The sequence below is a fragment of the bacterium genome (assembly GCA_016699995.1).
Taxonomy (GTDB): Bacteria; Patescibacteriota; Doudnabacteria; order UBA920; family UBA920; genus UBA920.
In genome coordinates this window covers 34,794-57,994 of the sequence record CP064996.1, presented here as the reverse complement: position 1 = coordinate 57,994, position 23,201 = coordinate 34,794, and the positions used below count along the sequence as shown (strand labels likewise).

General features: G+C 44.7%; 28 protein-coding genes and 1 tRNA gene. 12 read left to right on the top strand and 17 right to left on the bottom strand.

Annotated elements, in window-relative coordinates:
- The first annotated feature begins 11 nt into the window (after window positions 1-11).
- Window positions 12-986, top strand: coding sequence for a tryptophan--tRNA ligase (gene trpS, locus IPM19_00275; GenBank protein ID QQS22996.1), 975 nt, complete (start codon window positions 12-14; stop codon window positions 984-986).
- Window positions 987-1,007: 21 nt separating this feature from the next.
- Here the strand turns inward: trpS and IPM19_00270 are convergent, their stop codons facing one another.
- The 3 genes from IPM19_00270 to IPM19_00260 form a co-directional block, all read right to left on the bottom strand.
- Window positions 1,008-1,808, bottom strand: a complete 801-nt coding sequence (locus IPM19_00270) for an HAD-IIB family hydrolase (GenBank protein QQS22995.1) — start codon at window positions 1,806-1,808, stop codon at window positions 1,008-1,010.
- Between the two features lie 61 nt (window positions 1,809-1,869).
- Window positions 1,870-2,235 (bottom strand): hypothetical protein, encoded by a 366-nt coding sequence (locus IPM19_00265; protein QQS22994.1) that lies wholly within the window; start codon window positions 2,233-2,235, stop codon window positions 1,870-1,872.
- A gap of 113 nt (window positions 2,236-2,348) precedes the next feature.
- Window positions 2,349-2,765, bottom strand: a complete 417-nt coding sequence (locus IPM19_00260) for a hypothetical protein (protein ID QQS22993.1) — start codon at window positions 2,763-2,765, stop codon at window positions 2,349-2,351.
- A 102-nt stretch (window positions 2,766-2,867) separates the two neighbouring features.
- Here IPM19_00260 and ychF point away from each other — a divergent pair, with 102 nt between their 5' ends.
- From ychF to efp, 5 genes are all read left to right on the top strand, one after another.
- Window positions 2,868-3,986: a redox-regulated ATPase YchF gene (gene ychF / locus IPM19_00255; GenBank protein ID QQS22992.1), complete on the top strand. Its 1,119-nt coding sequence runs from the start codon at window positions 2,868-2,870 to the stop codon at window positions 3,984-3,986.
- 176 nt (window positions 3,987-4,162) lie between these two features.
- Window positions 4,163-4,633, top strand: coding sequence for a 30S ribosomal protein S6 (gene rpsF, locus IPM19_00250; protein ID QQS22991.1), 471 nt, complete (start codon window positions 4,163-4,165; stop codon window positions 4,631-4,633).
- A 65-nt stretch (window positions 4,634-4,698) separates the two neighbouring features.
- Window positions 4,699-5,193: a single-stranded DNA-binding protein gene (locus IPM19_00245; GenBank protein QQS22990.1), complete on the top strand. Its 495-nt coding sequence runs from the start codon at window positions 4,699-4,701 to the stop codon at window positions 5,191-5,193.
- Window positions 5,194-5,247: 54 nt separating this feature from the next.
- Window positions 5,248-5,505 carry a 30S ribosomal protein S18 gene (locus IPM19_00240; GenBank protein QQS22989.1) on the top strand — a complete coding sequence of 86 codons (258 nt, stop codon included), beginning with the start codon at window positions 5,248-5,250 and terminating at the stop codon, window positions 5,503-5,505.
- Between the two features lie 49 nt (window positions 5,506-5,554).
- Complete coding sequence (gene efp, locus IPM19_00235) at window positions 5,555-6,115, top strand: elongation factor P (protein ID QQS22988.1); 561 nt, start codon at window positions 5,555-5,557, stop codon at window positions 6,113-6,115.
- Window positions 6,116-6,156: 41 nt separating this feature from the next.
- Here the strand turns inward: efp and IPM19_00230 are convergent, their stop codons facing one another.
- Together IPM19_00230 and IPM19_00225 are read right to left on the bottom strand one after the other, a co-directional pair.
- A complete protein-coding gene (locus tag IPM19_00230) occupies window positions 6,157-6,561 on the bottom strand; it encodes a hypothetical protein (GenBank protein ID QQS22987.1) in 405 nt (134 codons plus the stop codon).
- Between the two features lie 121 nt (window positions 6,562-6,682).
- Window positions 6,683-7,597, bottom strand: a complete 915-nt coding sequence (locus tag IPM19_00225; protein QQS22986.1) for an FAD-dependent oxidoreductase — start codon at window positions 7,595-7,597, stop codon at window positions 6,683-6,685.
- Between the two features lie 72 nt (window positions 7,598-7,669).
- On the opposite strand from IPM19_00225, the gene IPM19_00220 reads away from it, so the two are divergent.
- Entirely contained in the window at window positions 7,670-7,864 is a 195-nt protein-coding gene (locus tag IPM19_00220) for a hypothetical protein (protein QQS22985.1), read from the top strand.
- A gap of 57 nt (window positions 7,865-7,921) precedes the next feature.
- Here the strand turns inward: IPM19_00220 and IPM19_00215 are convergent, their stop codons facing one another.
- The 3 genes from IPM19_00215 to IPM19_00205 form a co-directional block, all read right to left on the bottom strand.
- Window positions 7,922-9,160, bottom strand: coding sequence for a Glu/Leu/Phe/Val dehydrogenase (locus tag IPM19_00215; GenBank protein QQS22984.1), 1,239 nt, complete (start codon window positions 9,158-9,160; stop codon window positions 7,922-7,924).
- Between the two features lie 4 nt (window positions 9,161-9,164).
- Window positions 9,165-10,097: a thioredoxin-disulfide reductase gene (gene trxB, locus IPM19_00210; protein QQS22983.1), complete on the bottom strand. Its 933-nt coding sequence runs from the start codon at window positions 10,095-10,097 to the stop codon at window positions 9,165-9,167.
- Between the two features lie 71 nt (window positions 10,098-10,168).
- The gene (locus IPM19_00205; protein ID QQS22982.1) at window positions 10,169-10,447 is read right to left on the bottom strand and encodes a metal-sensitive transcriptional regulator; all 279 of its coding nucleotides are present in this window, start codon (window positions 10,445-10,447) and stop codon (window positions 10,169-10,171) included.
- A 226-nt stretch (window positions 10,448-10,673) separates the two neighbouring features.
- On the opposite strand from IPM19_00205, the gene IPM19_00200 reads away from it, so the two are divergent.
- The 3 genes from IPM19_00200 (at window position 10,674) to cls (ending at window position 12,587) form a co-directional block, all read left to right on the top strand.
- Window positions 10,674-10,889 (top strand): hypothetical protein, encoded by a 216-nt coding sequence (locus IPM19_00200; protein ID QQS22981.1) that lies wholly within the window; start codon window positions 10,674-10,676, stop codon window positions 10,887-10,889.
- A gap of 159 nt (window positions 10,890-11,048) precedes the next feature.
- Window positions 11,049-11,123: transfer RNA gene (locus IPM19_00195), tRNA-Glu, on the top strand.
- Window positions 11,124-11,240: 117 nt separating this feature from the next.
- Complete coding sequence (gene cls / locus IPM19_00190) at window positions 11,241-12,587, top strand: cardiolipin synthase (GenBank protein ID QQS22980.1); 1,347 nt, start codon at window positions 11,241-11,243, stop codon at window positions 12,585-12,587.
- A gap of 7 nt (window positions 12,588-12,594) precedes the next feature.
- On the opposite strand, the gene IPM19_00185 is transcribed toward cls, so the two are convergent.
- From IPM19_00185 to IPM19_00175, 3 genes are read right to left on the bottom strand one after another with little or no spacing between them, the layout of a single operon-like run.
- Window positions 12,595-14,061 (bottom strand): DUF4173 domain-containing protein, encoded by a 1,467-nt coding sequence (locus tag IPM19_00185; protein ID QQS22979.1) that lies wholly within the window; start codon window positions 14,059-14,061, stop codon window positions 12,595-12,597.
- A 13-nt stretch (window positions 14,062-14,074) separates the two neighbouring features.
- On the bottom strand, window positions 14,075-14,284 hold the full coding sequence (locus IPM19_00180) for a helix-turn-helix transcriptional regulator (protein QQS22978.1): 210 nt from the start codon (window positions 14,282-14,284) through the stop codon (window positions 14,075-14,077).
- A gap of 8 nt (window positions 14,285-14,292) precedes the next feature.
- On the bottom strand, window positions 14,293-14,760 hold the full coding sequence (locus IPM19_00175) for a DUF2975 domain-containing protein (GenBank protein QQS22977.1): 468 nt from the start codon (window positions 14,758-14,760) through the stop codon (window positions 14,293-14,295).
- A 425-nt stretch (window positions 14,761-15,185) separates the two neighbouring features.
- Here IPM19_00175 and IPM19_00170 point away from each other — a divergent pair, with 425 nt between their 5' ends.
- On the top strand, window positions 15,186-16,475 hold the full coding sequence (locus IPM19_00170; GenBank protein QQS23407.1) for a cation:proton antiporter: 1,290 nt from the start codon (window positions 15,186-15,188) through the stop codon (window positions 16,473-16,475).
- Between the two features lie 600 nt (window positions 16,476-17,075).
- Here the strand turns inward: IPM19_00170 and IPM19_00165 are convergent.
- The 5 genes from IPM19_00165 to IPM19_00145 form a co-directional block, all read right to left on the bottom strand.
- Entirely contained in the window at window positions 17,076-17,927 is an 852-nt protein-coding gene (locus IPM19_00165; protein QQS22976.1) for a transposase, read from the bottom strand.
- A gap of 516 nt (window positions 17,928-18,443) precedes the next feature.
- Window positions 18,444-19,289: an ABC transporter permease gene (locus IPM19_00160; protein QQS22975.1), complete on the bottom strand. Its 846-nt coding sequence runs from the start codon at window positions 19,287-19,289 to the stop codon at window positions 18,444-18,446.
- Between the two features lies 1 nt (window position 19,290).
- A complete protein-coding gene (locus IPM19_00155) occupies window positions 19,291-20,295 on the bottom strand; it encodes an ATP-binding cassette domain-containing protein (protein ID QQS22974.1) in 1,005 nt (334 codons plus the stop codon).
- Between the two features lie 46 nt (window positions 20,296-20,341).
- Window positions 20,342-20,776, bottom strand: coding sequence for a VOC family protein (locus IPM19_00150; protein QQS22973.1), 435 nt, complete (start codon window positions 20,774-20,776; stop codon window positions 20,342-20,344).
- A gap of 20 nt (window positions 20,777-20,796) precedes the next feature.
- Window positions 20,797-21,207, bottom strand: coding sequence for a winged helix-turn-helix transcriptional regulator (locus IPM19_00145; GenBank protein QQS22972.1), 411 nt, complete (start codon window positions 21,205-21,207; stop codon window positions 20,797-20,799).
- 115 nt (window positions 21,208-21,322) lie between these two features.
- Here IPM19_00145 and IPM19_00140 point away from each other — a divergent pair, with 115 nt between their 5' ends.
- Entirely contained in the window at window positions 21,323-21,865 is a 543-nt protein-coding gene (locus tag IPM19_00140; protein QQS22971.1) for a hypothetical protein, read from the top strand.
- 29 nt (window positions 21,866-21,894) lie between these two features.
- Here IPM19_00140 and IPM19_00135 read toward each other — a convergent pair whose 3' ends face one another.
- Window positions 21,895-23,139: a hypothetical protein gene (locus tag IPM19_00135; protein QQS22970.1), complete on the bottom strand. Its 1,245-nt coding sequence runs from the start codon at window positions 23,137-23,139 to the stop codon at window positions 21,895-21,897.
- Window positions 23,140-23,201 lie beyond the last annotated feature (62 nt).

The window sequence follows — 23,201 nt, the reverse complement described above, 5'->3', positions numbered from 1 at the left end:
ATACTATGAATATGAAAAAAGAAACAATCTTATCAGGCGTACAGGCAACAGGCAGAATGCATGTCGGCAACTATCTGGGGGCTTTAAAGCAATTTGTGGACATTCAGAATGAAGGTAAGCTGCAATGCTACTTCTTTGTAGCCGACCTTCATGCTCTCACAGTACCGCGCGATCCTAAAAAGCTTCGCCAGGATACTCTAGAAGTTGTGGCCGAATACATCGCAGCAGGATTAGACCCGGAGAAATCGGTCATCTTCATCCAAAACCACGTTTTGGAACACGCCGAGCTAGCCTGGATCTTTAACTGCATTGTACCGGTTGGCGAGCTGGAACGAATGACGCAATACAAAGACAAAGGCCGAAGCCAAAAGGATGCCGTAAACGCAGGACTGCTCACCTACCCTGCTTTGATGGCGGCAGACATCTTGCTGTATAAGCCAAACTTCGTACCGGTTGGCGATGACCAAGTTCAGCATATCGAACTATCCCGCACCATCGCTCGCAAATTCAACAAACAATTTGGGCAAACCTTCCCGGAACCAAAACCGTTTGTAAGAAAGCCGCTGCGAATCATGAGCCTAAAGGACCCGGCTAAGAAAATGAGCAAGACAGGCGACGATCCGATCTATATGGACGACTCACCCAACGAAATACAGGCGAAACTCAAGAAGGCTGTAACCGCCAGCGGCGGCGAAGGCGGAGCAGGCGTGGATAATCTCATCTACTTGCTAGAACAGTTCGGAGATAAAGCGGTAGCCAGCGAATTCCGAGGCGCGATAAAAGACGGCAGCATCAAGTACAGCGAGTTAAAGTCTACACTGGCCGACAGCATCGCTAACTACTTTGCGGATTTTAGAGCCAAGAAGAAAGAGCTGTTAGATGACAAGGCCAAACTGGCTCAAATTCTGGCCGACGGAGCAGCCAAAGCCCGCCAGCTGGCGGAGCAGACCATGCTCGAAGTTAAAGAAAAAACCGGACTACTTTAGTCCGGTTTTATTTATACCTAATTATCGATTTTCTAATAAGGCACGGATAACTTTTTTGGTGTCTTCTGGGCCTTTTACTTTGATATAATCGATTCCAGTCTTTAAAGCGGAATAGTCGTTACCGCCAGGGAAAATTGCGTCGCCAGTGTAGACCATGTCTTTTACTTTTACTTTGAGCTGCTTCTCCATTTGCCTTACTCCGTAGGCTTTATCGATTCCTTTCATTGTTACGTCGATAGTAGTTATGCCACCAACACGGACTTCTAAATTAGGAAGGTGCTTAGCAAGGCGTTTAGCCATTTCCATGCGCACATGATCATACTTAGAACGCCATTGCGCTTTCAGCTGTACGCCTTTCTTACCTAGTACCGTCGCTATCTCTTGCCCCAACGGCGACCAGCTCATTTGCGATTTGCGATCTTCTAGAATTTCCCCATAAACCTTTTTCGGATGCTTATAATTCATTTCTTCGTAGACATCATCAAAAGCTTTGCGAACCTGCTGCTTTTCTTTAGTAGACAGCAAGTGCGCGTAGACCTTTTTCCAGCCGCTATTGTATCTATAAAAAGCGCTGCCGCAGGTTGGGAATAAATACAAATTTTTAAGCAGCTTCGCGGGAGCCTTGAGCTCTTTTATAAACTGCCATTTAAAAATCTCATATTTCCCACCCCCGATTACTGCCATTTTGTGGCTCTTTAATAATTCCTGAATCAGCCCGGCCATTTCCGCATCCATAGGTGTCTTGGATTCGGCTAAAGTATCGTCAAGGTCGAACACAAATAATTTCTTTGGTTTAAGCTTTTTAAAATTAGTGACTTTCATAAAATTTTCTAACTTATCAAATGTGTATACGTATTATAGCAAATATAAAAAGTGCGTAATTTTACGCACTTTGCAGGCGGAGCTCGCGGGCTTGCCGCGCTTCCTGCTTGGCATCTTTAGCCATGAGCTTAAGATTATAAATCTGTCCCCGAGTGAGAACAATAGCGAAGCGGCCTTTGCGGCGAAACAGATACAAGCGTCGACGAATAATGCGAACCTTCCTAAACCATTGGGATTTTAGGAAGAATTTTTTGAGGTTTCTCATCAGCCACTTGTCAGGCTTGCGGCTAACTTTCCATAAAGAGTTTCCGATATCAATGGCCAATCGGCGCATTTTTTCTGCGTACTCGCCTTCTCCGTCTTCCACAATCCTAAAAAAATCGACAACAGGGGTGTAATTAGGGTTCAGTTTTTTGGGTATGTGCATGTCTCCTCCAAGACTTTCTTTTATTATACCATCTTAGCAATCAGAAGACGCGAGGGTTGATCCTGCATAAAAAAACCGCGTCCAGTGTTGCTGGCCTGGCGCGGTGTTTATTCTTACTGCAAGTACTGCAGCGTGTCTTCAACAGTTATGATCGTTTTTGCCTTGCGATCGGCAAGGCGAACAATTACGATTGGCGCATTGTTCTCATCCTTGGTCTTGAGAGGCAAACCCCTAACATCTGGCAACGATTTAAAAGCCGTTGCAATGTCTTCGGAGTTTATATCGTCAATGCGATGACTGTGAGCATCGATAAGATTGCTCAGAAACGCATTTCTTACAGTTGCCGGGAGATCTGCGAGCCTATATACTCGGTCTCGTTCCCTGGAACTGGATTCCTGCGAATTTGCAACTTCCTCCTTTTCAGGAAGAAAGTTTTTCTTAGGCTGCTTGTCTGCAAACCCGAGCTTCTTTCGCTTTGGATGAGTGGTCAAAATATTGGACCCGTTGGGTCCGCCGCCGTTAACTGTCATATTTTGTATGTACCTCTTTTTTGTTGGGATCGCTCAAACTGCTGAGCTAACCAGATTCTATGCCAATCGACAGAATCCGTCAAATACAGTACAATATAGCTTATGTCATTTCAAATTGGAATCGTTGGCTTGCCGAATGTAGGCAAGTCTACCCTATTTAACGCTATAACTAAATCCTCTGTCGAGGCTGCTAACTACCCTTTTGCGACTATCGATCCTAATGTCGGGGTGGTACCTGTTCCAGACGATCGCTTAGCTAAATTAGCCGAGCAAGAGAAAAGCAAAAAGATCGTGCCTACAACTATAGAATTCGTAGACATTGCCGGATTAGTGAGTGGCGCTCACAAGGGTGAAGGCTTAGGCAATCAATTTTTATCTCACATCCGAGAAGTCGACGCTATCTTAGAAGTCGCTCGACTGTTTAACGATAATGATATCATTCACGTTAATGGTTCTGTGGATGCCAAGCGCGACATCGAAACTATTGGTATCGAATTGCAGTTAGCAGATTTGCAAAATGTAGAAAAGCGCTTAGTCAGCAATGAAAAGATGGTAAAGAGCGGCGACCGCGATGCGAAAGTTAGACAGGGAGTTTTAGAAAAATACAAGGCTGCTTTAGAAGCTGGTAAAATGGCCAATACTGTTGTGCTTACAGACGAAGAAAAAAAAGCCAGCAAAGATGTTCAGCTGTTAACCACCAAGCCATTCCTGCTTGCCGCTAATTCTACTTATAACATCTCTACCAAAAAGTACGAAAGCGAAGACGGAAAGGAAATTACCGCCGACATACTGAACAACGCCGAAGCTAACACTCACTTTGGAGATGTTATTTTGGTTGATGCCAAGCTAGAAACGGAATTAGCCCAGCTAGATGATGCAGATCGAGATGAGTACTTAAAAGAGCTTGGCCTCACTGCCAGCGGCTTGGACAAGATTATTACCTCTGCTTACAAAACTTTAGGATTGATCACTTTCATCACTGCCGGAGAAATGGAAAGCAAGGCCTGGACATGCCCAGCAGGCACAAAGGCTCCTCAAGCCGCCGGCGTCATCCACACCGACTTTGAACATGGGTTCATACGCGCCGAAGTCATCCAGTGGGACAAATTGTTAGAGGCCGGCGGCTACGTTGCCGCCAAAGAAAAAGGCTGGTTGCGAGTGGAAGGCAAAGAATATGTCGTCCAAGATGGCGACGTGGTTCATTTTCGGTTCGCCAACTAGCCCTTGCCAAATTCCTCTATTTGAGCTAAAATTAAGGAAATTTTGAAGAAAACTGGTATTTTCTTTACTTGGCCTTGATGCCAACACATATAGAATAAGCCTGAGATCTCAAAAGAATAAATCATTATTAATATTCTCTATGCCGATTGGGGTATAGAGATAAGGAGCCTATCCTTATGCCGCGATACGAGTTAATGTATATTCTCGCGTCTAGCGTATCTGACGATCAGGTACCCGAAACCTCTAAACAGATTGAACAAACTGTTTCTGACTTCGGTGGTAACAATCTTAACCACGAATTGTTGGGTAAGAAAAAATTAGCTTACCAAATTGGTAAGACTCGCAACGGTCACTATGGCGTGATCAATTTCGATATGGAAGGCAAAGACTTAGCTGCTTTAGAAGCTAAGATTCGCACCCAGAAGAATACTATTATCCGCCATTTAGTTATCAATATAGATGAGCACTTGGAACGACTGGAAAAAGATCGAGTTGTTCAGTCTAAAATTAAGCGCCGCCCTCCGGAAGAAACTGTCGCAGCTCCAACTGCCGAAAGCAAACCAAAGCCAACCAAAAAGACTGCTCCAGTAAGCAACGAGCAGCTTGATGAAGAAATCGAAAAGGCTTTGAGCGAAGAAGTTCAGTAAAAGTAGAGGTTCGAATTATTATTAAATAGCCAAAGGATGACTGCGGCAGAATCTAAACTAAAAATATGGACTTAAACAAAGTAATGATCATTGGCCGCCTAACCCGTGATCCAGAATTGCGCACCACTCCAGCCGGAGCCAGCGTGTGCCAGCTAGGCTTAGCGACTAACTTCGTTTACAACAATCAACAGACTGGCCAAAAAGTAGAAAATGTCGAATACCACAACATTGTCTTATGGCGTAAGCTGGGTGAAATCGCAGCGCAGTACCTTAAAAAAGGCCAGCGCGTATACATCGAAGGCCGCCTCCAGACCCGTTCTTGGGACGACCAGCAAACTGGAAAAAAGAATTATAAGACCGAGATTATCGCCGACAACATGATCATGCTAGACGGCGGAAGCGGCGGCAATAGCAGCCAGGGAAACAATAACGCTGGAAACCCAATGGCCAGCGGTTACAACCGCCCGGCAGCCAACACAAACGACCAGTCCTTCCCTACCGAAGAACTACCTACTATTCAACAAGGCGAAGACATTAATGTCGACGACATTCCCTTTTAATCCCCTGCCGCCTATCAACCAGCGGCTCACTAATAACTAATCACTAATTATCTAATGCCAAGAGAAAATAACAACCGCCGTAACGACAAGCGCAACGACGCTCCAGTTATGAAGAAGGTTTGCTACTTTTGCTCCAACAAAATTAGCACCGTAGACTACAAAGATGCGCAGACTCTGCGACGCTTTATGTCCCCTCATGCCAAGATTATGGGCCGCAACCGCACCGGTTCTTGCCCTAAGCACCAGCGCATGATCACTACTGCTCTCAAGCGCGCACGCCACATGGCGCTGTTGCCTTTCGTAGCAGCTTAACACTCAGCCGCGCGGTTCCCGCGCGGCTATTGAATTAACATAAACACACATGGATTTAAACGACGTAAAATTAGGGGCAGTTGTGCTGTTAAACAAAGAGCCTTTCCAGGTTATCTGGTCTAACCGCATGCGCACTGCTCAACGCAAGCCAGTAATGCAAGCCAAGCTTCGCAATGTCATTACCGGCAAAGTACTGGAGTACAACTTCAAGTTTGGAGAAAAAGTCGAAGCTGCCGATGTGACCCGAGAGAACGCCAACTTTTTGTACGCCGACGCAGAAGGCACCCACTTCATGAACAACGAAACTTTCGAGACCATCGACTTTGCCAAAGAAATCACTGCCGAACAGGAACCTTTTTTAATAGAAGGTACCAAGGTTATGGTTTTGCGCTTTAACGGCAAGCCGGTATCCATAGAATTGCCAATCAAAGTCGATCTTAAAGTTGTTGAATCCCCTCCTGGGATCACTGGTAACAGCGGCGGCAATGTTACTAAGCCAATCAAATTAGAAACCGGATTAGTAGTGCAAGCTCCGATGTTCATTAAAGAAGGCGAAGTGGTTAAAATCGATACCCGAGATGGCGCTTATGTCGAACGCGTAAATTCATAATTCAGTTAAAGCAATATAAAAAACTCCTCTAAACGAGGAGTTTATTTTACTGATACTCTTTTGTGAGAAACACAGGTAAAGACCCAGATTGCAAACCCGGAAGCCGGTATGGACCAAATGAAGGTGTTCAGCAGCGGCGAATCACTGCTGCCAAACATTACGAAGCTTAGAATAATAAGGCCGGTGAGAAAAACCGAAACATAGCCATGGACTATCACAGCCCCATGCTTATTAGCCATAACCTCATTGATCTTATTGGCAATACCTACAAAACAGAGAAAGGCAAAAGCGTAAAACAGCACGTTCCATCTGGCGGCATATGCTCCGAATGCTATGAAATTCATAAGCAGCATTGAGAGGGCGAATGAAACTAAAAACTGACCTCTATACCTATAAAGATGGCCATGCCAATCCGAAGCAGTATTTAAATCTTTTTCCGAATTCATATTTCCTCCTGTAACTGTGTATTCTACAACAAGCCGGTGGTAAAGTCAAAACCTCTTAAGAATGTACCAAGAACTCTTGGAAGCGGATTAAAGCTCGTCCTTAAACTGCTTGGTGTACACATTATTTTATCTTGTTTAAATAATTACTTACGGCCATGGCTGCCTTAGCGCCTTCGCCGGCGGCAATGATGATCTGCTCGCCCCATGCGTCGTTAATGTCACCTGCAGCAAAGATTCCAGGGATATTTGTCGCCAAATCGCCATTTACCTTAATCTCATTTTTATCATTCTTATCTACGAGGTCGGCAAACTCAACGCTCGGCTCGTAGCCTATTTCTATAAAAACCCCATCTACTGCTAGCTCTTCTTCATCTTTTCCGTAAGTGGCAATGCCAATGGCCTTTACTTTCTTGTCGCCCACAATCTTTGTAACTTTAGTATTCTGATATAACTTCACATTCGGCATGTTCAAAATTCTATCCTTTAAAGCCTCTTCTCCGCTAAAATCTTCATTGATATTCATTACAAACACTTGCTTGGCAACTTTTGAAAGAGCGTAAATAGCATCCATGGCGGAATTTCCCGCTCCTACCACAGCCACCCTTTTATCCTTATATAAAGGAGCGTCACAAGTAGCGCATACAGCCACTCCCTTACCAAACAATTCCTTCTCCCCCGGTACACCCAAGTGCTTAGGCTCCTTTCCTGCGGCGATGATTATAGTTTTTGCATAATAAACATTGCCAAATTTATCGGTGACATTAAAGCTGGTGATATTCTTTTCTATATGAACCACTTCCGTATCGAGCTTGATCTCCAAATCATCTTTTAAGCTCTCCATATGCTTTTCAAATTTTAAAGTCAAATCGGCCCCGGCGATCACTGAGAAGCCACTATAGTTTTCTACATCCGCACTCCAAACCATCTGCCCGCCGATATTTTTTGAAATCACCAACGTTTTTAATTTTCGACGCGCCGTGTAGATCGCTGCTGTCATTCCAGCCGGGCCGGCGCCGATGATTATAGTGTCATACATAGGGTAATTATATCATGGGGTTGATTTATTTGCTTATATAAGCTATTATTTCTGAACCTACAAGGAGGCCCAATGAATCATAAAACCGAGGACACCCAGGGTAAAAATCAGAGAACCAGTGAGCAAACAAAGCACGACGAAGAAGTCGCTATCGCTGACCAAGCCATGAAGCAGTCTACCTGCGGAACCATCCAGCAGCGAACGGCATTTAAAGCCAGAGGGGGCTTTAGAAGGTCGAAGAGATTCTATAATGGCGGCATTATTTAGCCATGACCGTCATCAATATAATAAAGCGCACAAGCAGTTGCTTGTGCGCTTCTTTTTTTACATCTTTTCTATGATCCTCTGACTAGCCACAATATAAGCCGCGGTTCGCATAGTGGTCGAGTACTTTTCTTGCGCTTCTCTCACAGCCTTGAACGCAGCAACTATATGTTCATCCAGCTTTTTAAGGACATCGTCCTTGCTCCATTTCTCATTGTTCTGGTTTTGATACCATTCAAAATAGCTCACGCATACCCCTCCGCTGTTTGCCAAGATGTCAGGAACCACGGCAACGCCATTCTTTGCAAAAATTTCATCTGCTTCCGGAGTAGTTGGGCCATTGGCCATTTCCAAAATAAATTTAGCTCTTACCTTTTCTGCATTATCAGCGGTTAACACATTTTCTAATGCTGCAGGAACTAACACATCCACATCTAATTCTAGCAATTGCTCATTAGTAATTTCTGTTGTACCCTCTAAGCCAGCCAAGCTACCATTGCTCTTTTTATGCGCTTCGGCTGCACCAACATCAATCCCATCTTCGCTGTACACACCGCCTTTACTGTCGGACAGAGCCACAATCTTAAACCCGTGTTCTTTGACATATTCAGCCAAATAAGTTGCGACGTTTCCAAATCCTTGAATCGCAATTGTTTTGCGGCCACTATCTTCCGTGGCGCCGGCGACTAATCCGGCTTTCAACGCCTCACGCAGCACGTAACCACCACCAAAACCAGTTGCCTCTGTACGGCCCTCGCTGCCGCCATTTTCCACTGCCTTGCCAGTGATAACACCCGGAGCGCTGGTGCCTGTGATCTTTTCAAACTCATCTCGCATCCATGCCATAATCTGGCCGTTAGTATTTACGTCAGGTGCAGGCACGTCCACCTCCGGACCGAAATTACGCCACATTTGCTTCATATAGCCGCGAGACAAGCGCTCCAATTCGGCTTCGGAAAGTTCTTTGGGATTAACAATAATACCGCCTTTGCCGCCACCAAAAGGCACGTCGATAACTGCATTTTTAAATGTCATCCAAAAACTTAAGGCGCGTACCTCATCTAAATTTACATCCTGATGATAACGAATGCCGCCTTTATATGCACCGCGCGCATTGTTGTGCTGACTGCGAAAACCGGTAAAGATGCGCTGAGAGCCGTCATCCATCTGTACAGGAATACTGACTTCTATATAACGGTCCGGACTGTTAAGCTGATCAACCTTTTTTAAGTCGAGACCGGCAACTTTAGCGGCTTGCGCCAATTGAGCTTTAGCTGATTCGAATGGATTGTTTGTCATATATTTATTCTCCTAAAGTTTCGGTTAAGTATTTTTCTGCATCCAGTGCAGCTTTACAGCCTTCTCCTGCGCTACTGACCGCCTGGCGATAACGGTGATCGTGCACATCGCCAGCCACGAACACTCCAGGAATATTAGTTTCGGTAAAACGCTTTTGCGCAATATAGCCTTTATCGTCCAGCTCTACGCCAGCATCTTTAAAAACAGTAACCGCCGGCGCATGACCAATAGCCACAAAGTAACCCTGTGCTTCTATAGTGCGCTCTTCGCCGGTGTTATTATCTTTTACCACTATGCCGGTCATAGAATCTTCACCTAAAATATCTACTACTGTTACATTGGTAATAAAACTAATCTTCTCATTCTCTTGTGCACGCTTAAGCATGATCTTCGATGCTTTAAATTCGTCACGGCGGTGAATAATAGTCACGCTCTTGGCAAACTTGGTTAAGAAAGTAGCTTCTTCCATAGCACTATCGCCGCCGCCAATAACTACAACATCCAATCCTTTAAAGAAGAAGCCGTCGCAGGTTGCGCACGCAGTGACCCCATGGCCGCGGAGCCGGCTTTCGTTTTCCAACCCCAGCCATTTAACTTCTGCACCGGTAGCAATAATAACGCTGTGAGTTTGGTACTCATTTTGTTCGGTTTTAACTTTGTAAGGCTTGGAAGAAAAATCCACGCTAGTAACGCTTTCCTGAATAACTTTTGTGCCAAACCTTTCGGCTTGCTTAGTCATTTTGTCCATCAATTCTGGGCCCTGAATACCCTCCGGAAAACCAGGGAAGTTTTCGACGTCTGTGGTAATAGTTAACTGCCCGCCAGGCTGGCTGCCTGCAAATAATAGTGGTTGGAGCTCTGCCCGACCAGCATATAATCCTGCTGTTAAACCGGCTGGACCGGAGCCGATGATAATAACTTTGTGTGTTTCGTTCATACTTACCTTTCTTTTTATCTGCTGAAGCGGATATCCAGCTTACGCAAGCTTCTCTACAGCAGTTATGATTGTTACTTCTTCGAATAAATCTTTAATAGCTCTTTTACGGCTTCCTTGCGGCGCGCAGCGCTTTTGCTCGCTACGGCATCCAAAGCGCACTCCCCTAAATATCCTTCCAAGATGAGTTCGTTAACTTTGCGGAGCGCTTCGATAACCGCGTGGTTTTGATTGATAATATCCATGCAGTAATTGTCTTTTTCGACCATTTTGGCCACGGCGCCTAAGTGACCCTGAGCAGTTTTGATGCGCTTAATAATATTGATTTGTGCATCGGTAATTGATTTTGCCATATATATTGATTATTATAACCCCCCATGGGGGGGTACTTATTTATACTATCCCCTCATCACTAGCATGTCAAATGTTTATTCTCTCCCACCCCAAACACCCTTGACAAAACCCTTATTTAGGAGTATACCGTAGCGTCCGGAGCGTTCCGAATGCCAAAGAGGCATTAGAACAACCGGAAAATTAACGGAGGAATCCTGCGGATATATCGCAGGTAGAAAGGATGCTATGTTCATCTCTTCAAAAGTATTGCGCAAATTACGGCACAATACTAAGAGCTACGCCCATCATTTTGTCGGGGCGGTCATCGTGATCGCCCATGCATCAGAGATCGGAAGAGTAGCCAGCCACCTTAAATGGCAGCATGTATTGCTAGCCCTGGTGGTATTCGGAGCCTGGTTCGCCACCAAGTCGCACGGCCATGAAAACGAAGAGTTAGCATAGCCGCCGAATATTAAAACTGCCCACTAAACATAGTGAGCAGTTTTCTTTTTTATTGCTGTTTTTTTGTTATTTTAAATCAATTTTGGCTATCGTTAGAGCTTGAAAAAATTCCAGGTTTATGTTAAAATTTGAAAGTTAAATTCGTTTCCATAACATTATGGCGCTATCGTCTAGTGGTTAGGACAGGCGGTTTTCATCCGCCAAACCGGGGTTCAATTCCCCGTAGCGCTACCACTAACAACCTCATTCCCTGAATGGGGTTTTTAGTTTGGTTTTAAAAGTGAAAACTTCCTTCCCAGCTGTTATACTCAAAATACAAATCCGCTTATATTTAATTTATAACTGAATGCTATGAAAAAATTCATAAAGACCATGAAAAATTTATTCCAATATGCGGCGAGTGCTTTGACTGCTTACCGTTGGTGGCAAGTTGCGTTTTTTATCATCGGCGTCGTGAGCGTACTAAGCATTATCGGGGCGTTGTTCTTTGCCAAGGGTTCTAGTCCAAAATACCATTACACCAACGGCCCGGTACCAGCTGTAGATTCCTTAGACTTCCCTATCAATCTGGCTCACACGGTTAATGCCGGCTTAGAAGAAGGTGGCTCTGTGGAAATTTTGAATAACGGAGACGGCTTCTATCCGGCGCTGTTAGATAGCTTCCGGGATGCTAAGAAGACCATCAATTTTTCTGTATACATTTGGGAAGACGGCGAAGCCAGCGACATGATCCTGCCAGTATTACTAGAAAAGCAAAAACAGGGAGTGCAGGTACGGGTCCTGCTAGACGGATTAGGCAGCAAAAACGCGCCTGATGATCTCTTCGAAGAGCTAAAAGCATCCGGCGCTAAAGTGGAGAGCTACCGAACGGCGACTTTCGGCAAACTTACCCGCTACCATCGCCGAAACCATAGGCGTTCGATAGTGATAGATGGAAAAGTCGGCTTCACGGGCGGCATGGCCGTGTCCGACTCGTGGCTGGGAAATGCCCAAAGCCCGAAGCACTGGAGAGATATGATGTTTAAAGTTAGCGGCCCTATGGCTCGCAGCCTGCAGGACGCCTTCGTCGACCATTGGGCCAGCTCCTCTGGGGAAATTTTGCTAGGAGAAGATATTTATCCGACTGCTTTCGAACAACCAGGTTCAGAAATTAAGTTCGTGCATATTGCCAGCTCCCCCGCTGACGATTCCCAACCCATGCCTAAATTCCTGCTCCTGCCCATGCTCGCGGCAAAAGAAAAATTATATATAGCCACGCCTTATTTTGTCGGCGATACCGACCTGATGGAAGTTCTTAGGCATAAGGCGCACAACGGTGTCGACGTCCGATTAATGCTGCCCGGTAAAAACATCGACAATAAAATGGTGCGCTGGGGAGCGCAAAACTACTACCAGGACTTGCTGGAAGCCGGAGTTAAAGTTTACGAATACCAGCCTACCTTCCTTCACAGCAAGTTTTTTGTAGTAGACGACAAAATGTCTGTAATCGGCTCTCCTAATTTAAACTCGCGCTCTCGCCGACTGGATGAAGAAAACGCCATGGCTATATTCGATGCCGGTCTCGCTCAGCAGCTTTCTGATATTTTTGTCAAAGACCTGGAACTTTCGCAAGAGCAAAATTACGATCAATGGAAAAAGCGCAATCCGTTAATTAGATTTTTGCAACTCACTTCGCGCATTATTAGCCAACAGTCTTAGCTGATCGCTAAAAATCTCTAAGTATATTTAAGGCCTGAGATCGAGAAAGGTTTGCGGCCTGCCACTCGGAGCTGCCACTAGATAACCCAGCTTTATGGTTCAGTATGGAATTCCTTAGCACTTCCTTTTCTTCTCCATGGAGCCTGTCGTACAGTTCCAACTTATAAGGCAGAGCATCAACAGAAAGCTCTTCTGTATAAAGAACATCAACCTTGCCGGTTTTTTCATAATGCTTAATATTAGACTTCATTATGAACCCGTCAGGATTGATAATATTTATTACAGCCAGAAAACCAGCGAAGGTTAGCAATGCACCGAAAGAAAAAAATTGCTCACGCTTGGACCTGACAAATTTTACAGCAAGCAATACAAATAGCACCAACAGCAGAGCAATAAAGCTCGCCACATAAAAACGTTGGGTAGTAATGCCATAAGCATCTATATATAGCGACAGACGCTTAAACGCGGAAACTATAATAATCACCACCTCACCGATCAATATAAGAGCCGGGACCAAAAAACGGCTATGTCGCTTTCGCTCGCTGCCAGAATATTTTTCTGCCGCAAACAACACAACCAAGGATATGATAGATACGGCCAGTAACTCCCAAAAACCCCGTCGGGCATATTCCGCGTAAGTAAACCCCGCGTTGATGATATTAGCTTCTCCCCCAAATAAGTAGGTAACCTGAAAGCCGATAAATACTATAAACAAAGTAGCAATAAGGCCGAGAAAGACCATTACTTCGACCGCCTTGCCTTCTTTAGCCGCACTATCTGCTGGCTGCGCAATAGGGCTGGCCTGAGGCTTAGGGAAAAAAATAAAAGACAAATAGCTCAAACCGGCTATGAAAGCAAAACCCAACAAAGCCAGGTACTGCATAGTCACCTCTTCTACCTGGATATCAATTACGCTGTTAAGAAATTGGGAAAAAGCCAAATCCGCATTAGAAAATAGCAGGGCAAATACAATCAAAACTGGCACAGCCATGATTATGCCTTTAAGTACCCGGATCCAAACGTCGCGGTGCTTTACATTGCTGCGCACTTGGCTGATAAAGGAGATGGAAGCAAACATTCTAGCCAACATCCTAAATGGCACCAACATAGCTAGTACTACATAATCGCGCAGCTTCATCATGAAAGCCGGTACGCCAACTAAGTGATATGCAAGCACCATCAGCAGGCCAAACACAGTTACTATGTTTAGGAATGCCAGAAAACCGTTCGCTCTTACGGCCGGCATTAATGAAAAGAGCCCAATCAACGCAATCAGCCACCAGCTGTTTTGCAGAGCATCCTTAGCTACGAGCTGCTGGCTGCGGCCGAACACAAATACCACCCCAAGCAAGACTGCCACAAAAATAAACACCGAAATTCCCACTTGGTTGTAAAAAAACAAAAAGTTAAAGACTATGGCCAGGCCGAGGCTGGCCAGTAAGGTGTATAGAGTTTTCGATAGCGTAAAATTCATAATTATTGGTTAATTATTTTTTAGTTTTATATTCTAAAATGTCTCCAGGCTGGCAATCCAGAGCCTTGCAGATCGCTTCCAGAGTAGAAAATCGAATTGCTCTAGCCTTGCCATTCTTTAAAATAGAAAGATTTGCCATCGTAATCCCCACTTTTTCGGTAAGCTCTGTAACGCTCATCTTTCTTTTAGCCAGCATGACATCGATGTTGATAATAATTCCCATATTTCTCCTTAAACAGTTAGATCATTTTCTGCTTTGATATCGATCACATTCTTAAGCAAAGTTTTTAACAATGCCGCAAACACGGCGATCACGAGTGGAGCACAGCTAAATGCGGTCCACATTAAAACCATACCAGGAGAATCATCCGCATCCGCTGCTTTAAACACCCATGGCAAGCATGCTAAATACAATACGGTCATTACGATGGCATAAATTTTAATCTTACCCAGGGCTGCCACAGAATTATTGGAAAAGGCAGTATTTTTATCGATGAAACCTAACAATCTCATTCCTTCTAATAAGGCCATAAAAAACGGGATGGCTGTTAGATAAATCAGAATCCAAAACGGCACGTATTCATTCGTGCGTTCGCCCGTTATAAAGGCGATAGGTATAGCGACCCCAATCACCCCCAGAGCCACTAAGCCCATAAAAATGATAACCAGCTTAAGAAACAAAGTTGAACCCTTCTTCATAAGTATCCGAATAAAAAAATTAATTTTGAATAAACTTAGTAAACATGTAATTAACCGATATTAGTATAAATGCCTATTTATCGTTTGTCAATATATATTTATTGTTATTCCCTAACAGGATATTCCAGTTACTTTTACGTCCTGCCCAATAGATAGTAACCTGCGTGATAATTAATACTCCTTACAAAGTAGATTGAAAAAAATACCCTGCTCAGCTACAATACTTTAGTCGAAAAATTAATATCCAATTAAGTCGGAGGGAAAATTTAATATTTATGTTGCAAAACATTCTGAATCTGCCGAACTTCAATTTGCCCAAACTGCGCGTTAAGTTCATCGCTTTTATGGGACTTATAATTTTGGCACTATCCCCTGTTGTGCAAGCTGCCGGAGGCGGGAGTGAAGGCGGAGCCCACGGAGCTGTAATGACTTTGTTATGGCTGGCAGTAATCTTGATAGCAGCGAAGCTGGCAAGCTTAGTAGAACGGTTCGGGCAGTCGGCAGTATTAGGAGAACTGATCATCGGTATCGTCTTGGGAAATTTAGCGCTGGTGGGAATCCATCTGTTTGATCCGATCAAAACGGACACCTTTCTTCCATTCCTAGCGGAGCTTGGTGTAATCATCTTGCTGTTTCAGGTTGGGTTAGAATCTAACATTTCTGAGATGCGTAAAGTAGGATGGCGCGCTTTTTTAGTTGCTATCGTTGGAGTCGTAGCCCCGTTCGTTTTAGGAACCTGGGTGGTCGGCCCATGGCTGTTGCCAGGTCTCGAGAATAACACTTACCTCTTTTTAGGAGCAGCTCTCACAGCAACTTCCGTAGGTATTACCGCACGGGTCTTTAAGGATATGGGCAAGCTTAACACCTCAGAAGCAAAGATTGTTTTAGGTGCGGCTGTGATCGACGATGTTATTGGATTAATCATCCTGGCAGTAGTCTCTGCATTGGTGTCATCCGGTAGTGTGAGTTTAGCCACGGTGGCTATTATATTTGGAAAGTCTCTCGCTTTCCTGGTTGGAGCAATAGTGGTCGGACAGTTGATAGCTCCATATATAGGAAAGTTCATGTCCAAGATCCATACCGGAATTGGCATGAAGTTTACTATCGCCATAAGTTTTGCTTTGGTATTTGCCGCGCTGGCCGGACTAATCGGTCTGGCTCCAATTGTGGGAGCCTTTGCCGCCGGTCTGGTATTGGACCCGGTCCATTTTGACTATTTCTCCAAGCCAGCTGCAGCGGCCGACCTTGCCAAGTATGCGGAATCTTCCAGCGATGACAGTCATAAAGAAAAGTTGTTAGCTAAAGCCAAGCATCACAGCGACAAGCATATCGAAGAGCTGATAGAGCCGGTTGCAGTGTTCCTAGTTCCTGTGTTTTTCGTGATGACAGGTATGAGCGTAAACTTGGAAACCCTATTTGATCCTAAGATCCTGCTAGCAGGGCTAGGCATTACCATTGCGGCTTTTGCCGGAAAGATTATCGCCGGTGCAGTTGCCGGCAAGGTGAGTAAATCTTTGGTCGGATTCGGAATGGTGCCTCGAGGCGAGGTAGGACTGATCTTTGCCACCATCGGCAAACAGCTGGGCGTGGTTCCAGATACCGTATTCTCTGTAATCCTGATCATGGTTATCCTTACCACCCTGCTCACGCCGCCGATCTTGTCTTATATGCTCAAAGACAAGCCGAATAATCCAGAACCTGTGCCTGCAACGTAAACATAATAAAAACCGCACTGTACATGGTGCGGTTTATTTCATATCAACCTAAATCGAAAGCGCCTTTCGACGGTTTGCGAAGCTCCTCTTTAAACAACTTTGAATTAACAGGGGCATACCCGTAACGGCCTCTTCTCCAACCAGGATTCGTTTTCGAATTCAGAAGATCGGGCCCTGATTTGGTTATGCTGTTGTTCCAAAGGTGTACCTAGCTTTTCCCAATTAAGTAATTCCTTTCTTGGACAAAATGCTTTGGGTTCGCCATTTGCAGTAATCAAAATCACGTCGCGGTATTCAAAAAACTCTAGAACCCCGCAATACTGCTGGAGAAAAAATCTATACGCCTTATCTGGCATCTTGGCTCGTTGCATTTTCCTAAAGAAAGTCGGCTAAATAAATCGAACCTTTTTCTTTACCCAACTTTTCCGAATTTTGCCTGAACACAGCTTCTAAGTAAGCTCCCAATAAGCCGCTGTTCTCACACTCCCAGAAAGCTTCCTGTTCCAATCGCTTAATTTTTCTCTCCCTCTTTGCAGATAACTCTTGTTCTTCTTGGATGTCTATATCTTTATTCCCCCTCCGAAATTGTTTAAATCTGGCTTATTGCATTACAGGAACTTTTTGCAACTCCGCCATGGCGCTCATTAATCGGGTTAACCCTATGCCGCCACCAAATCGCGGGAAGAAATCAAGAGATAAAAATTCTTCCAGTTCCTTCTCTACCCTCTCTTTTCCAAATAAATCATAAAGCTTGCCGGCATAGTCGCCTTCGCTGATTGTATGGAATAATTCGCGCATTTCTTCTGGGTTAGTGCTACGTTCGGCACTGCCTATAGTTTCCTGACCATTAATTATCACATCAATCTTGTTGGCATAATCACCATCTTTCTTCATATTCCAAAAGGGTGAAGTATGCTGCGGGAAACGTTCGAGGAAGACGACATTGCCAAAGTCGATCTTCATATTATTTTCATGCGCGCTCATTAAGTCTGAGGTCCCGTAAAAATTAGCCATAGCGTCATACGTTTTATGAACGAAGGTGCCCGGCAAACCAAATCCTAAGTGCACCAACATGTCTTCTTCCAGCTTGCGCAAATCATCTATAGACCCGCGCGACTCGAACTCAAACATCGGAAACAAAATTTTATGCCGTCCAGGGATCGGATTCGGTTCGTTGCGGTAACTGGTAGAGACACAAAAAACGCCGGGCAATTCCGGCTTTGTTAACAACTCATATTCAAGCCACATCTGGCCAGTCTGCGGCAATGGCCACAATTCCCCACCATAGTTAAAGGTGGCAATAGTCGAGGGATCTTCGCAGGCCGCCAAAATGCTCAAGCGGTCCTGAGTATGGACCTCGGTATATCCCCGCTGCAAAAAGAACTGGCGCAGCTTGGTTACTACCTGGCTATAGAGGACGGAATCTTCGGCTCCTCGATAGTTATTAATCATATGCTTTCTTTCTCCGAACTGTCGGTCGCCGCCAGACATAATAACTATGTGCCGGATTAAAAACTAACAGTTCGTTACTTATAAAAAAACTTCCCAAACGGGAAGTTAGAAACTAAATATTACTCGCGGAGACAATTGCTGCCCCGCTCGTGGAATGCGGTTGAAGTTGTTTATGTGACTACGCATTTTTATAAAGATACCATCAGCCTAAGCACCGCGCAAGTGGATAAGTGAAAGCCGCCCGTCTGGGCGGCTTTGTTTCGAGCCATCAGTGGCTTTCTAGAAACGGATCACCATGCATATCATACCATGCATATGAACTCTCTTACAAGAGTGGCGGACTGGACGGGAGTTGCACCCGCTACGAAAGGGTGGTGATCCATTTCTACCACTACTGGCCCAGCCCACGTAAAGTAATATTTACACAAGTGTGTTCAAGATGGCTTTAATAAGTACTCGACTTTTGGTAAAGAAAAAACACTTTCTGTCAAAGGTATTCTTGAGATCAGAAAATAATTATTTTGTAATTTGTTTTTTAAATAGATAGGCAGCCAAAGGAATAGCCACTACTATAATTCCCACGCACCAAATAACTGCAAGCGTGGCGTGATTCCCGATCGGAGTGCCAATCATCAATGCGCGAATCGCTTCGATTACATGAGTCACAGGCTGGTTCTGGGCAAACACGCGAATACCCTTGGCCATAGTTTCTGTTGGCGCAAATGCAGCGCTGGCGAATGTTAGCGGAAAAACTAGGAAGAACCCCATCCACTGCACAGCCTCTACGGTCTTAGCAATCAACCCTAAGATGGCAGACACCCACGATACGGCAAAGGTAAACAACAAGACTATCAGTGTAATCAAGATCCATTCCTTAACACCGGCGTTCGGCCGAAACCCAACCACCATCGCCACGCCTATCAAAATTAGAGAAGACAATACGTTGCGCACCAAGTCACCGACTACGTGGCCGACCAATACAGCCCAGCTGGCAATCGGAAAAGACTTAAGCCGGTCAATAACACCCTTCTGCATGTCAATTGCCACAGAAAAAGACGTAGTCAATGCGCCGAAAGCTGCCATTTGCACCAAGATACCAGCCACTAAAAAGTTTACGTAACTGGTACTGCCGGTGTTAATCGCCCCGCCAAACACATAGCGGAATAGGAGCATAAACATAATCGGCTGGACAATCAAGCCGATCAATTGATCCGGGCTCTTAAAGATCAGCTTTAAGCTGCGTAAGATGAAAACCCAGGCGTCATTTAAGACGCCTCCAACAGCAGAGTGCTTCTGCGGCTTAATAGTTCCTACAAAAGCTGTGTCTTGTAGTGTCTCCAAGTGTTCGTGTGATTGTGTCATGTTATTTAGCTCCTTTCTGTGTTGCGCTCCCGGCAGAACCCGTATCTTCTTCGCTTTCTTCTCCAGGCATTTCGGCATGATGCCCTGTTAATTGCATAAATACATCGTCCAGGGTCGGCTTATGAAGCGATAACGAGTCGATCGACACATTATTGCTCTGCAATAGCTGCAAGATTTTGGAAATTTCACCCACACCATCACTCACGGCTACACTCACGCTGTGATTCTTCTCGTTCTTTTGCAAACTGTAACCATTCATCACATCCGCAGTTTTGTTAAAATCCTCTGGAGTCTTTAAGACAAGCTCTAAGCGCTCAGTCCCAACACTTTTCTTGAGCTCATCCGCCGTTCCTTCGGCAATGACTTTACCACCGTCGATTACGGCAATTTTATCTGCCAACTGATCGGCTTCCTCAAGATACTGTGTGGTAAGCAAAATGGTTACATCAGCTTCTACCAGCTTTTTTATCACATCCCACATCGCCAAACGGCTGCGCGGGTCGAGTCCAGTAGTTGGTTCGTCCAAATAAATAATCGGTGGGGTTGGAATTAAGCTTACAGCCAAGTCCAAACGACGCTTCATACCGCCAGAATAAGTTTTTACTGCTCGTTCTGCTGCGTCCACTAGATCAAATTGCTCCAATAACTGCTGGGCACGCTTCTTGGCGTCTTCCTTACTGAGCTTAAACAAACGTCCCATCATAATTAAATTTTCGCGGCCAGACAAAAATTCGTCCAGTGCAGCATACTGGCTGGTCAAACCGATGCTTTCACGTACCCTGGAGCTGTCCTTATCTACGTCGTAACCGTTCACCTTAACATTGCCGCCATCCTTGCTCAGCAAGGTCGAAAGGATTCTAACGATAGTAGTTTTTCCGGCACCATTCGGGCCAAGCAGAGCCAGCATAGTGCCCTTTTCTACTGCCAAGTTAACTCCTTTAAGAACCTCCACGTCTTTATAAGATTTGGTTAAGTTCTCTATAACTATTGCATTCTCTTTTTCCATTCTGGGATAATAACTTAATGATTTTAGAATTATAACCAAAAAACCCCTACAAGGCTAGGGGTTTAGGCGGCGCCAATACAGCTTCAGGATCAGTTTTCCATTCGTCGTTAACATCGGCGTACAGCTCTAACTCGTTACCGTCTGGATCCATTATATACAAACTGTGAGTAACATGGTGATCGGTAGCCCCGATTATCTGCACACCCTTAGCAACTAATTCCCGGTAGGCATCCTTTATATCCTGAGGCGAATCGCCTATCTTAAACCCGATATGATAAAGCCCAGGCTCAACTCCTTTAGCACGCACCTCACCGCCAACTTCGATTAATAGCATTTCATGGTGAGTCCTGCCTCCGGAAAAAATCGCCATCCCAGTACGACGCGCAATCTGACGGAAACCCAATATATCTTTATAAAAACTGGCTGACCGTTCTAAATCTGTAACATACAACACAACATGGCCTAATTCATGTATTTTCATAACATTGCTTAAATTAATATTTAGCTAATAGTCTTCAGTACTTCGGACATTTGCGCAAGATCCTTTTCATTCTGACCCGACAGCAGATCCTCACATTTTAAGCTGGTCCACTTTATAGTGTCTTCGAATAGTTCTTTTCCGGCAGTAGTGAGGCTAGTGTACCCGACTCGCGCATCATGCTCGCCGCTCTCGCGCTTAACTACACCGATCTTTTCTAACGGTATGAGTATACGGGTTACAGCGGAGGCAGTTAGGCCCACCTGTTCGGCCAAATCTACGCGACGAATTTTTCCACCGTCCGCCTGGCTGATTGCATTTAACACCACCAAATCACCAAAACCCAATCCCTGTCCGTGCAATTTTCTGGAAATAATTGCCTGTGCTTTGGATAAATTCATTAAAAACTCCAATTTATTGCTCAACTTCTTCATATATTTGATAATTACTTGACTAGTAAAGTATATATCAAGTAATTCTCTCTGTCAACTGTTACTTTTTCCGCCAGCAAGCGTTACCATATGTATAGAGTAATTAATTATTTTAGACATGAGCAAATACAGCGTCCTTCTTATACTCATTATCCTGGGGGCAATCGGCTCCGGAGTATACTTATATAACTCCACCAAACCGCAAGCGGAGCCTGTATATGAGGACAGCAACACTATTCCACTTACCGAACCAACGGAACAACCCCAGGCGCCGGCCATCCCCCGCTCCGACTATGCTTTTGATACCGAAAACCGAAACTCCCTCTATATTAAAGATCAGACATCAGCAGACGTGACTAGATTCGGGTTGCAAATAGAGGGAGCATTTTTTGAAAAGAGCGGTTTCATCATTCTTTCCGATGTCAAAAATGACGAACCTAATAATGTCCTGTCCGAAGTATTAGGCATAATTGATCCAGGCCGCTACTACGAAAACATTGTTGACACAACTGCCTTCAAAAAGGGAACTTACTTCGGCCAGCTATACGAAGACGATGGCGACCGCATCTTCGATAAAACTAAAGACAAAATTTTGCCATTATACAGCCAGACTTGCAAATGCTATGACGAAAAGTTCGTGGTTCAATTCACTGTACAATAATAAAAACCGAGAATATTTTCTCGGTTTTGTTATTTAGTCAGCTTTTCCAAATTGGCAAAAATGGTAATAAACCTATTATCATTCGGGTCAACGGATGGATCAGCCCAAACAGACCCGCTGAGATCATTAAATCTCAAAAGCAGTTCGTTGGGAGACTGGTTTTCATCTAGCAGACACCGCAGACTGCGGCTAAATACAGTCTTGCTAAATGTCGCCTTGCCTACCCGCAATGTCGCATAACTGCCCGATGCTTTTGCTAGCCCAGTGATGATACTAGGCATAAGCAATACTCTTTTTGCAGCCCCGTGGATAGTTTCGTATTCACAAAGCTTCATCAAAATGTTCTGCTGAAAACCGTAGAGCGAAACTAAAACCACCTTAAGTTTAATGCTCTCCAAATTTCTCGGGGCGGAATAATACCCATCTGGTATATTCTGAAAATCATACTTAATCTTCTCAATCTGGCTCATAATAACATCTTTGATACCAGAATCATTCGAATTAAGGCGTTGATAGACAGCAACAACCTCTGGGTTGGCATCTAGGTCGCTGAGAATATTCTGCTTTTGCCCAACCTCCGCTTTAAGATTTAGCAATTTATCTTCCAGCCTGGTTATTTCTTCCAAAATCATCTGACGATTTTGCATTGCGCCTGCTACCAGCTGCTGAGACGAACTCTGGGCAGTGGATATAATGGCGCTGCTTTCCTTTCGTGTTTTAGAAAGGATCGAATCCGCCTTCTCTGTAGCATTAGCAATAATATCTGTAGATTTTTCGGATGCTGTATTGATTATACCGGCTGCCTGAGCCCTTGAGGCTGCATTATCGAGCTCTAAGCGGGAGTTTTCAGTTTTTAAAGCTTCGTTTATAGCTGCCAGGGCTTCGTTCTGCTCGATGAGTTCGGTGCGGGTCTTTTCGCCTGTCTCACGAATAGCGTCTATGACCCTAACCCACATGCTAGAATTGCGCCGCTTGGCTTGCTGCTCCATCTGCAGTCGGATTGATGAACTTACAGAGCCGTCCGGGATCATTCTGTAGCCATGAGAGATGAGCCACGATTCTACGATCAGCTTCATCACAAATTGAAGAACGGGATCTGAGTTTTCCGCTTCGGTCATTTCTGAACGAAGCTTAATCGAAGCTTCGTTCGCTCCGTCACGAACTATTTCCTGGATGATTTCTATGCGCAGCTGTCGGAGATAGCTTTGCGGTATTGTAGCCGGATCAAAACCGACAAACTGGCCGTTGCTTGTTGCCAAGGTTAGTGCAGACATTTATATTTCCTCCTAAATTTTTACCTTATATAATAGAGGAATTATCAGTTTGAGTCAATGCT

Bases quoted from the DNA above. Each gene is read 5' to 3' on its own strand.
- IPM19_00270 (QQS22995.1), bottom strand. From the start codon at position 1,808: ATGAAAGTCACTAATTTTAAAAAGCTTAAACCAAAGAAATTATTTGTG.
- cls (QQS22980.1), top strand. From the start codon at position 11,241: ATGAAAAAATTCATAAAGACCATGAAAAATTTATTCCAATATGCGGCG.
- IPM19_00265 (QQS22994.1), bottom strand. From the start codon at position 2,235: ATGCACATACCCAAAAAACTGAACCCTAATTACACCCCTGTTGTCGAT.
- IPM19_00180 (QQS22978.1), bottom strand. From the start codon at position 14,284: ATGGGAATTATTATCAACATCGATGTCATGCTGGCTAAAAGAAAGATG.
- ychF (QQS22992.1), top strand. From the start codon at position 2,868: ATGTCATTTCAAATTGGAATCGTTGGCTTGCCGAATGTAGGCAAGTCT.
- IPM19_00155 (QQS22974.1), bottom strand. From the start codon at position 20,295: ATGGAAAAAGAGAATGCAATAGTTATAGAGAACTTAACCAAATCTTAT.
- IPM19_00185 (QQS22979.1), bottom strand. From the start codon at position 14,061: ATGAATTTTACGCTATCGAAAACTCTATACACCTTACTGGCCAGCCTC.
- IPM19_00175 (QQS22977.1), bottom strand. From the start codon at position 14,760: ATGAAGAAGGGTTCAACTTTGTTTCTTAAGCTGGTTATCATTTTTATG.
- IPM19_00225 (QQS22986.1), bottom strand. From the start codon at position 7,597: ATGTATGACACTATAATCATCGGCGCCGGCCCGGCTGGAATGACAGCA.
- rpsF (QQS22991.1), top strand. From the start codon at position 4,163: ATGCCGCGATACGAGTTAATGTATATTCTCGCGTCTAGCGTATCTGAC.
- IPM19_00135 (QQS22970.1), bottom strand. From the start codon at position 23,139: ATGTCTGCACTAACCTTGGCAACAAGCAACGGCCAGTTTGTCGGTTTT.
- IPM19_00245 (QQS22990.1), top strand. From the start codon at position 4,699: ATGGACTTAAACAAAGTAATGATCATTGGCCGCCTAACCCGTGATCCA.
- IPM19_00215 (QQS22984.1), bottom strand. From the start codon at position 9,160: ATGACAAACAATCCATTCGAATCAGCTAAAGCTCAATTGGCGCAAGCC.
- IPM19_00165 (QQS22976.1), bottom strand. From the start codon at position 17,927: ATGATTAATAACTATCGAGGAGCCGAAGATTCCGTCCTCTATAGCCAG.
- IPM19_00240 (QQS22989.1), top strand. From the start codon at position 5,248: ATGCCAAGAGAAAATAACAACCGCCGTAACGACAAGCGCAACGACGCT.
- IPM19_00260 (QQS22993.1), bottom strand. From the start codon at position 2,765: ATGACAGTTAACGGCGGCGGACCCAACGGGTCCAATATTTTGACCACT.
- IPM19_00160 (QQS22975.1), bottom strand. From the start codon at position 19,289: ATGACACAATCACACGAACACTTGGAGACACTACAAGACACAGCTTTT.
- IPM19_00200 (QQS22981.1), top strand. From the start codon at position 10,674: ATGTTCATCTCTTCAAAAGTATTGCGCAAATTACGGCACAATACTAAG.
- efp (QQS22988.1), top strand. From the start codon at position 5,555: ATGGATTTAAACGACGTAAAATTAGGGGCAGTTGTGCTGTTAAACAAA.
- trxB (QQS22983.1), bottom strand. From the start codon at position 10,097: ATGAACGAAACACACAAAGTTATTATCATCGGCTCCGGTCCAGCCGGT.
- IPM19_00205 (QQS22982.1), bottom strand. From the start codon at position 10,447: ATGGCAAAATCAATTACCGATGCACAAATCAATATTATTAAGCGCATC.
- IPM19_00140 (QQS22971.1), top strand. From the start codon at position 21,323: ATGAGCAAATACAGCGTCCTTCTTATACTCATTATCCTGGGGGCAATC.
- IPM19_00170 (QQS23407.1), top strand. From the start codon at position 15,186: ATGACTTTGTTATGGCTGGCAGTAATCTTGATAGCAGCGAAGCTGGCA.
- IPM19_00145 (QQS22972.1), bottom strand. From the start codon at position 21,207: ATGAAGAAGTTGAGCAATAAATTGGAGTTTTTAATGAATTTATCCAAA.
- trpS (QQS22996.1), top strand. From the start codon at position 12: ATGAAAAAAGAAACAATCTTATCAGGCGTACAGGCAACAGGCAGAATG.
- IPM19_00220 (QQS22985.1), top strand. From the start codon at position 7,670: ATGAATCATAAAACCGAGGACACCCAGGGTAAAAATCAGAGAACCAGT.
- IPM19_00150 (QQS22973.1), bottom strand. From the start codon at position 20,776: ATGAAAATACATGAATTAGGCCATGTTGTGTTGTATGTTACAGATTTA.
- IPM19_00230 (QQS22987.1), bottom strand. From the start codon at position 6,561: ATGAATTCGGAAAAAGATTTAAATACTGCTTCGGATTGGCATGGCCAT.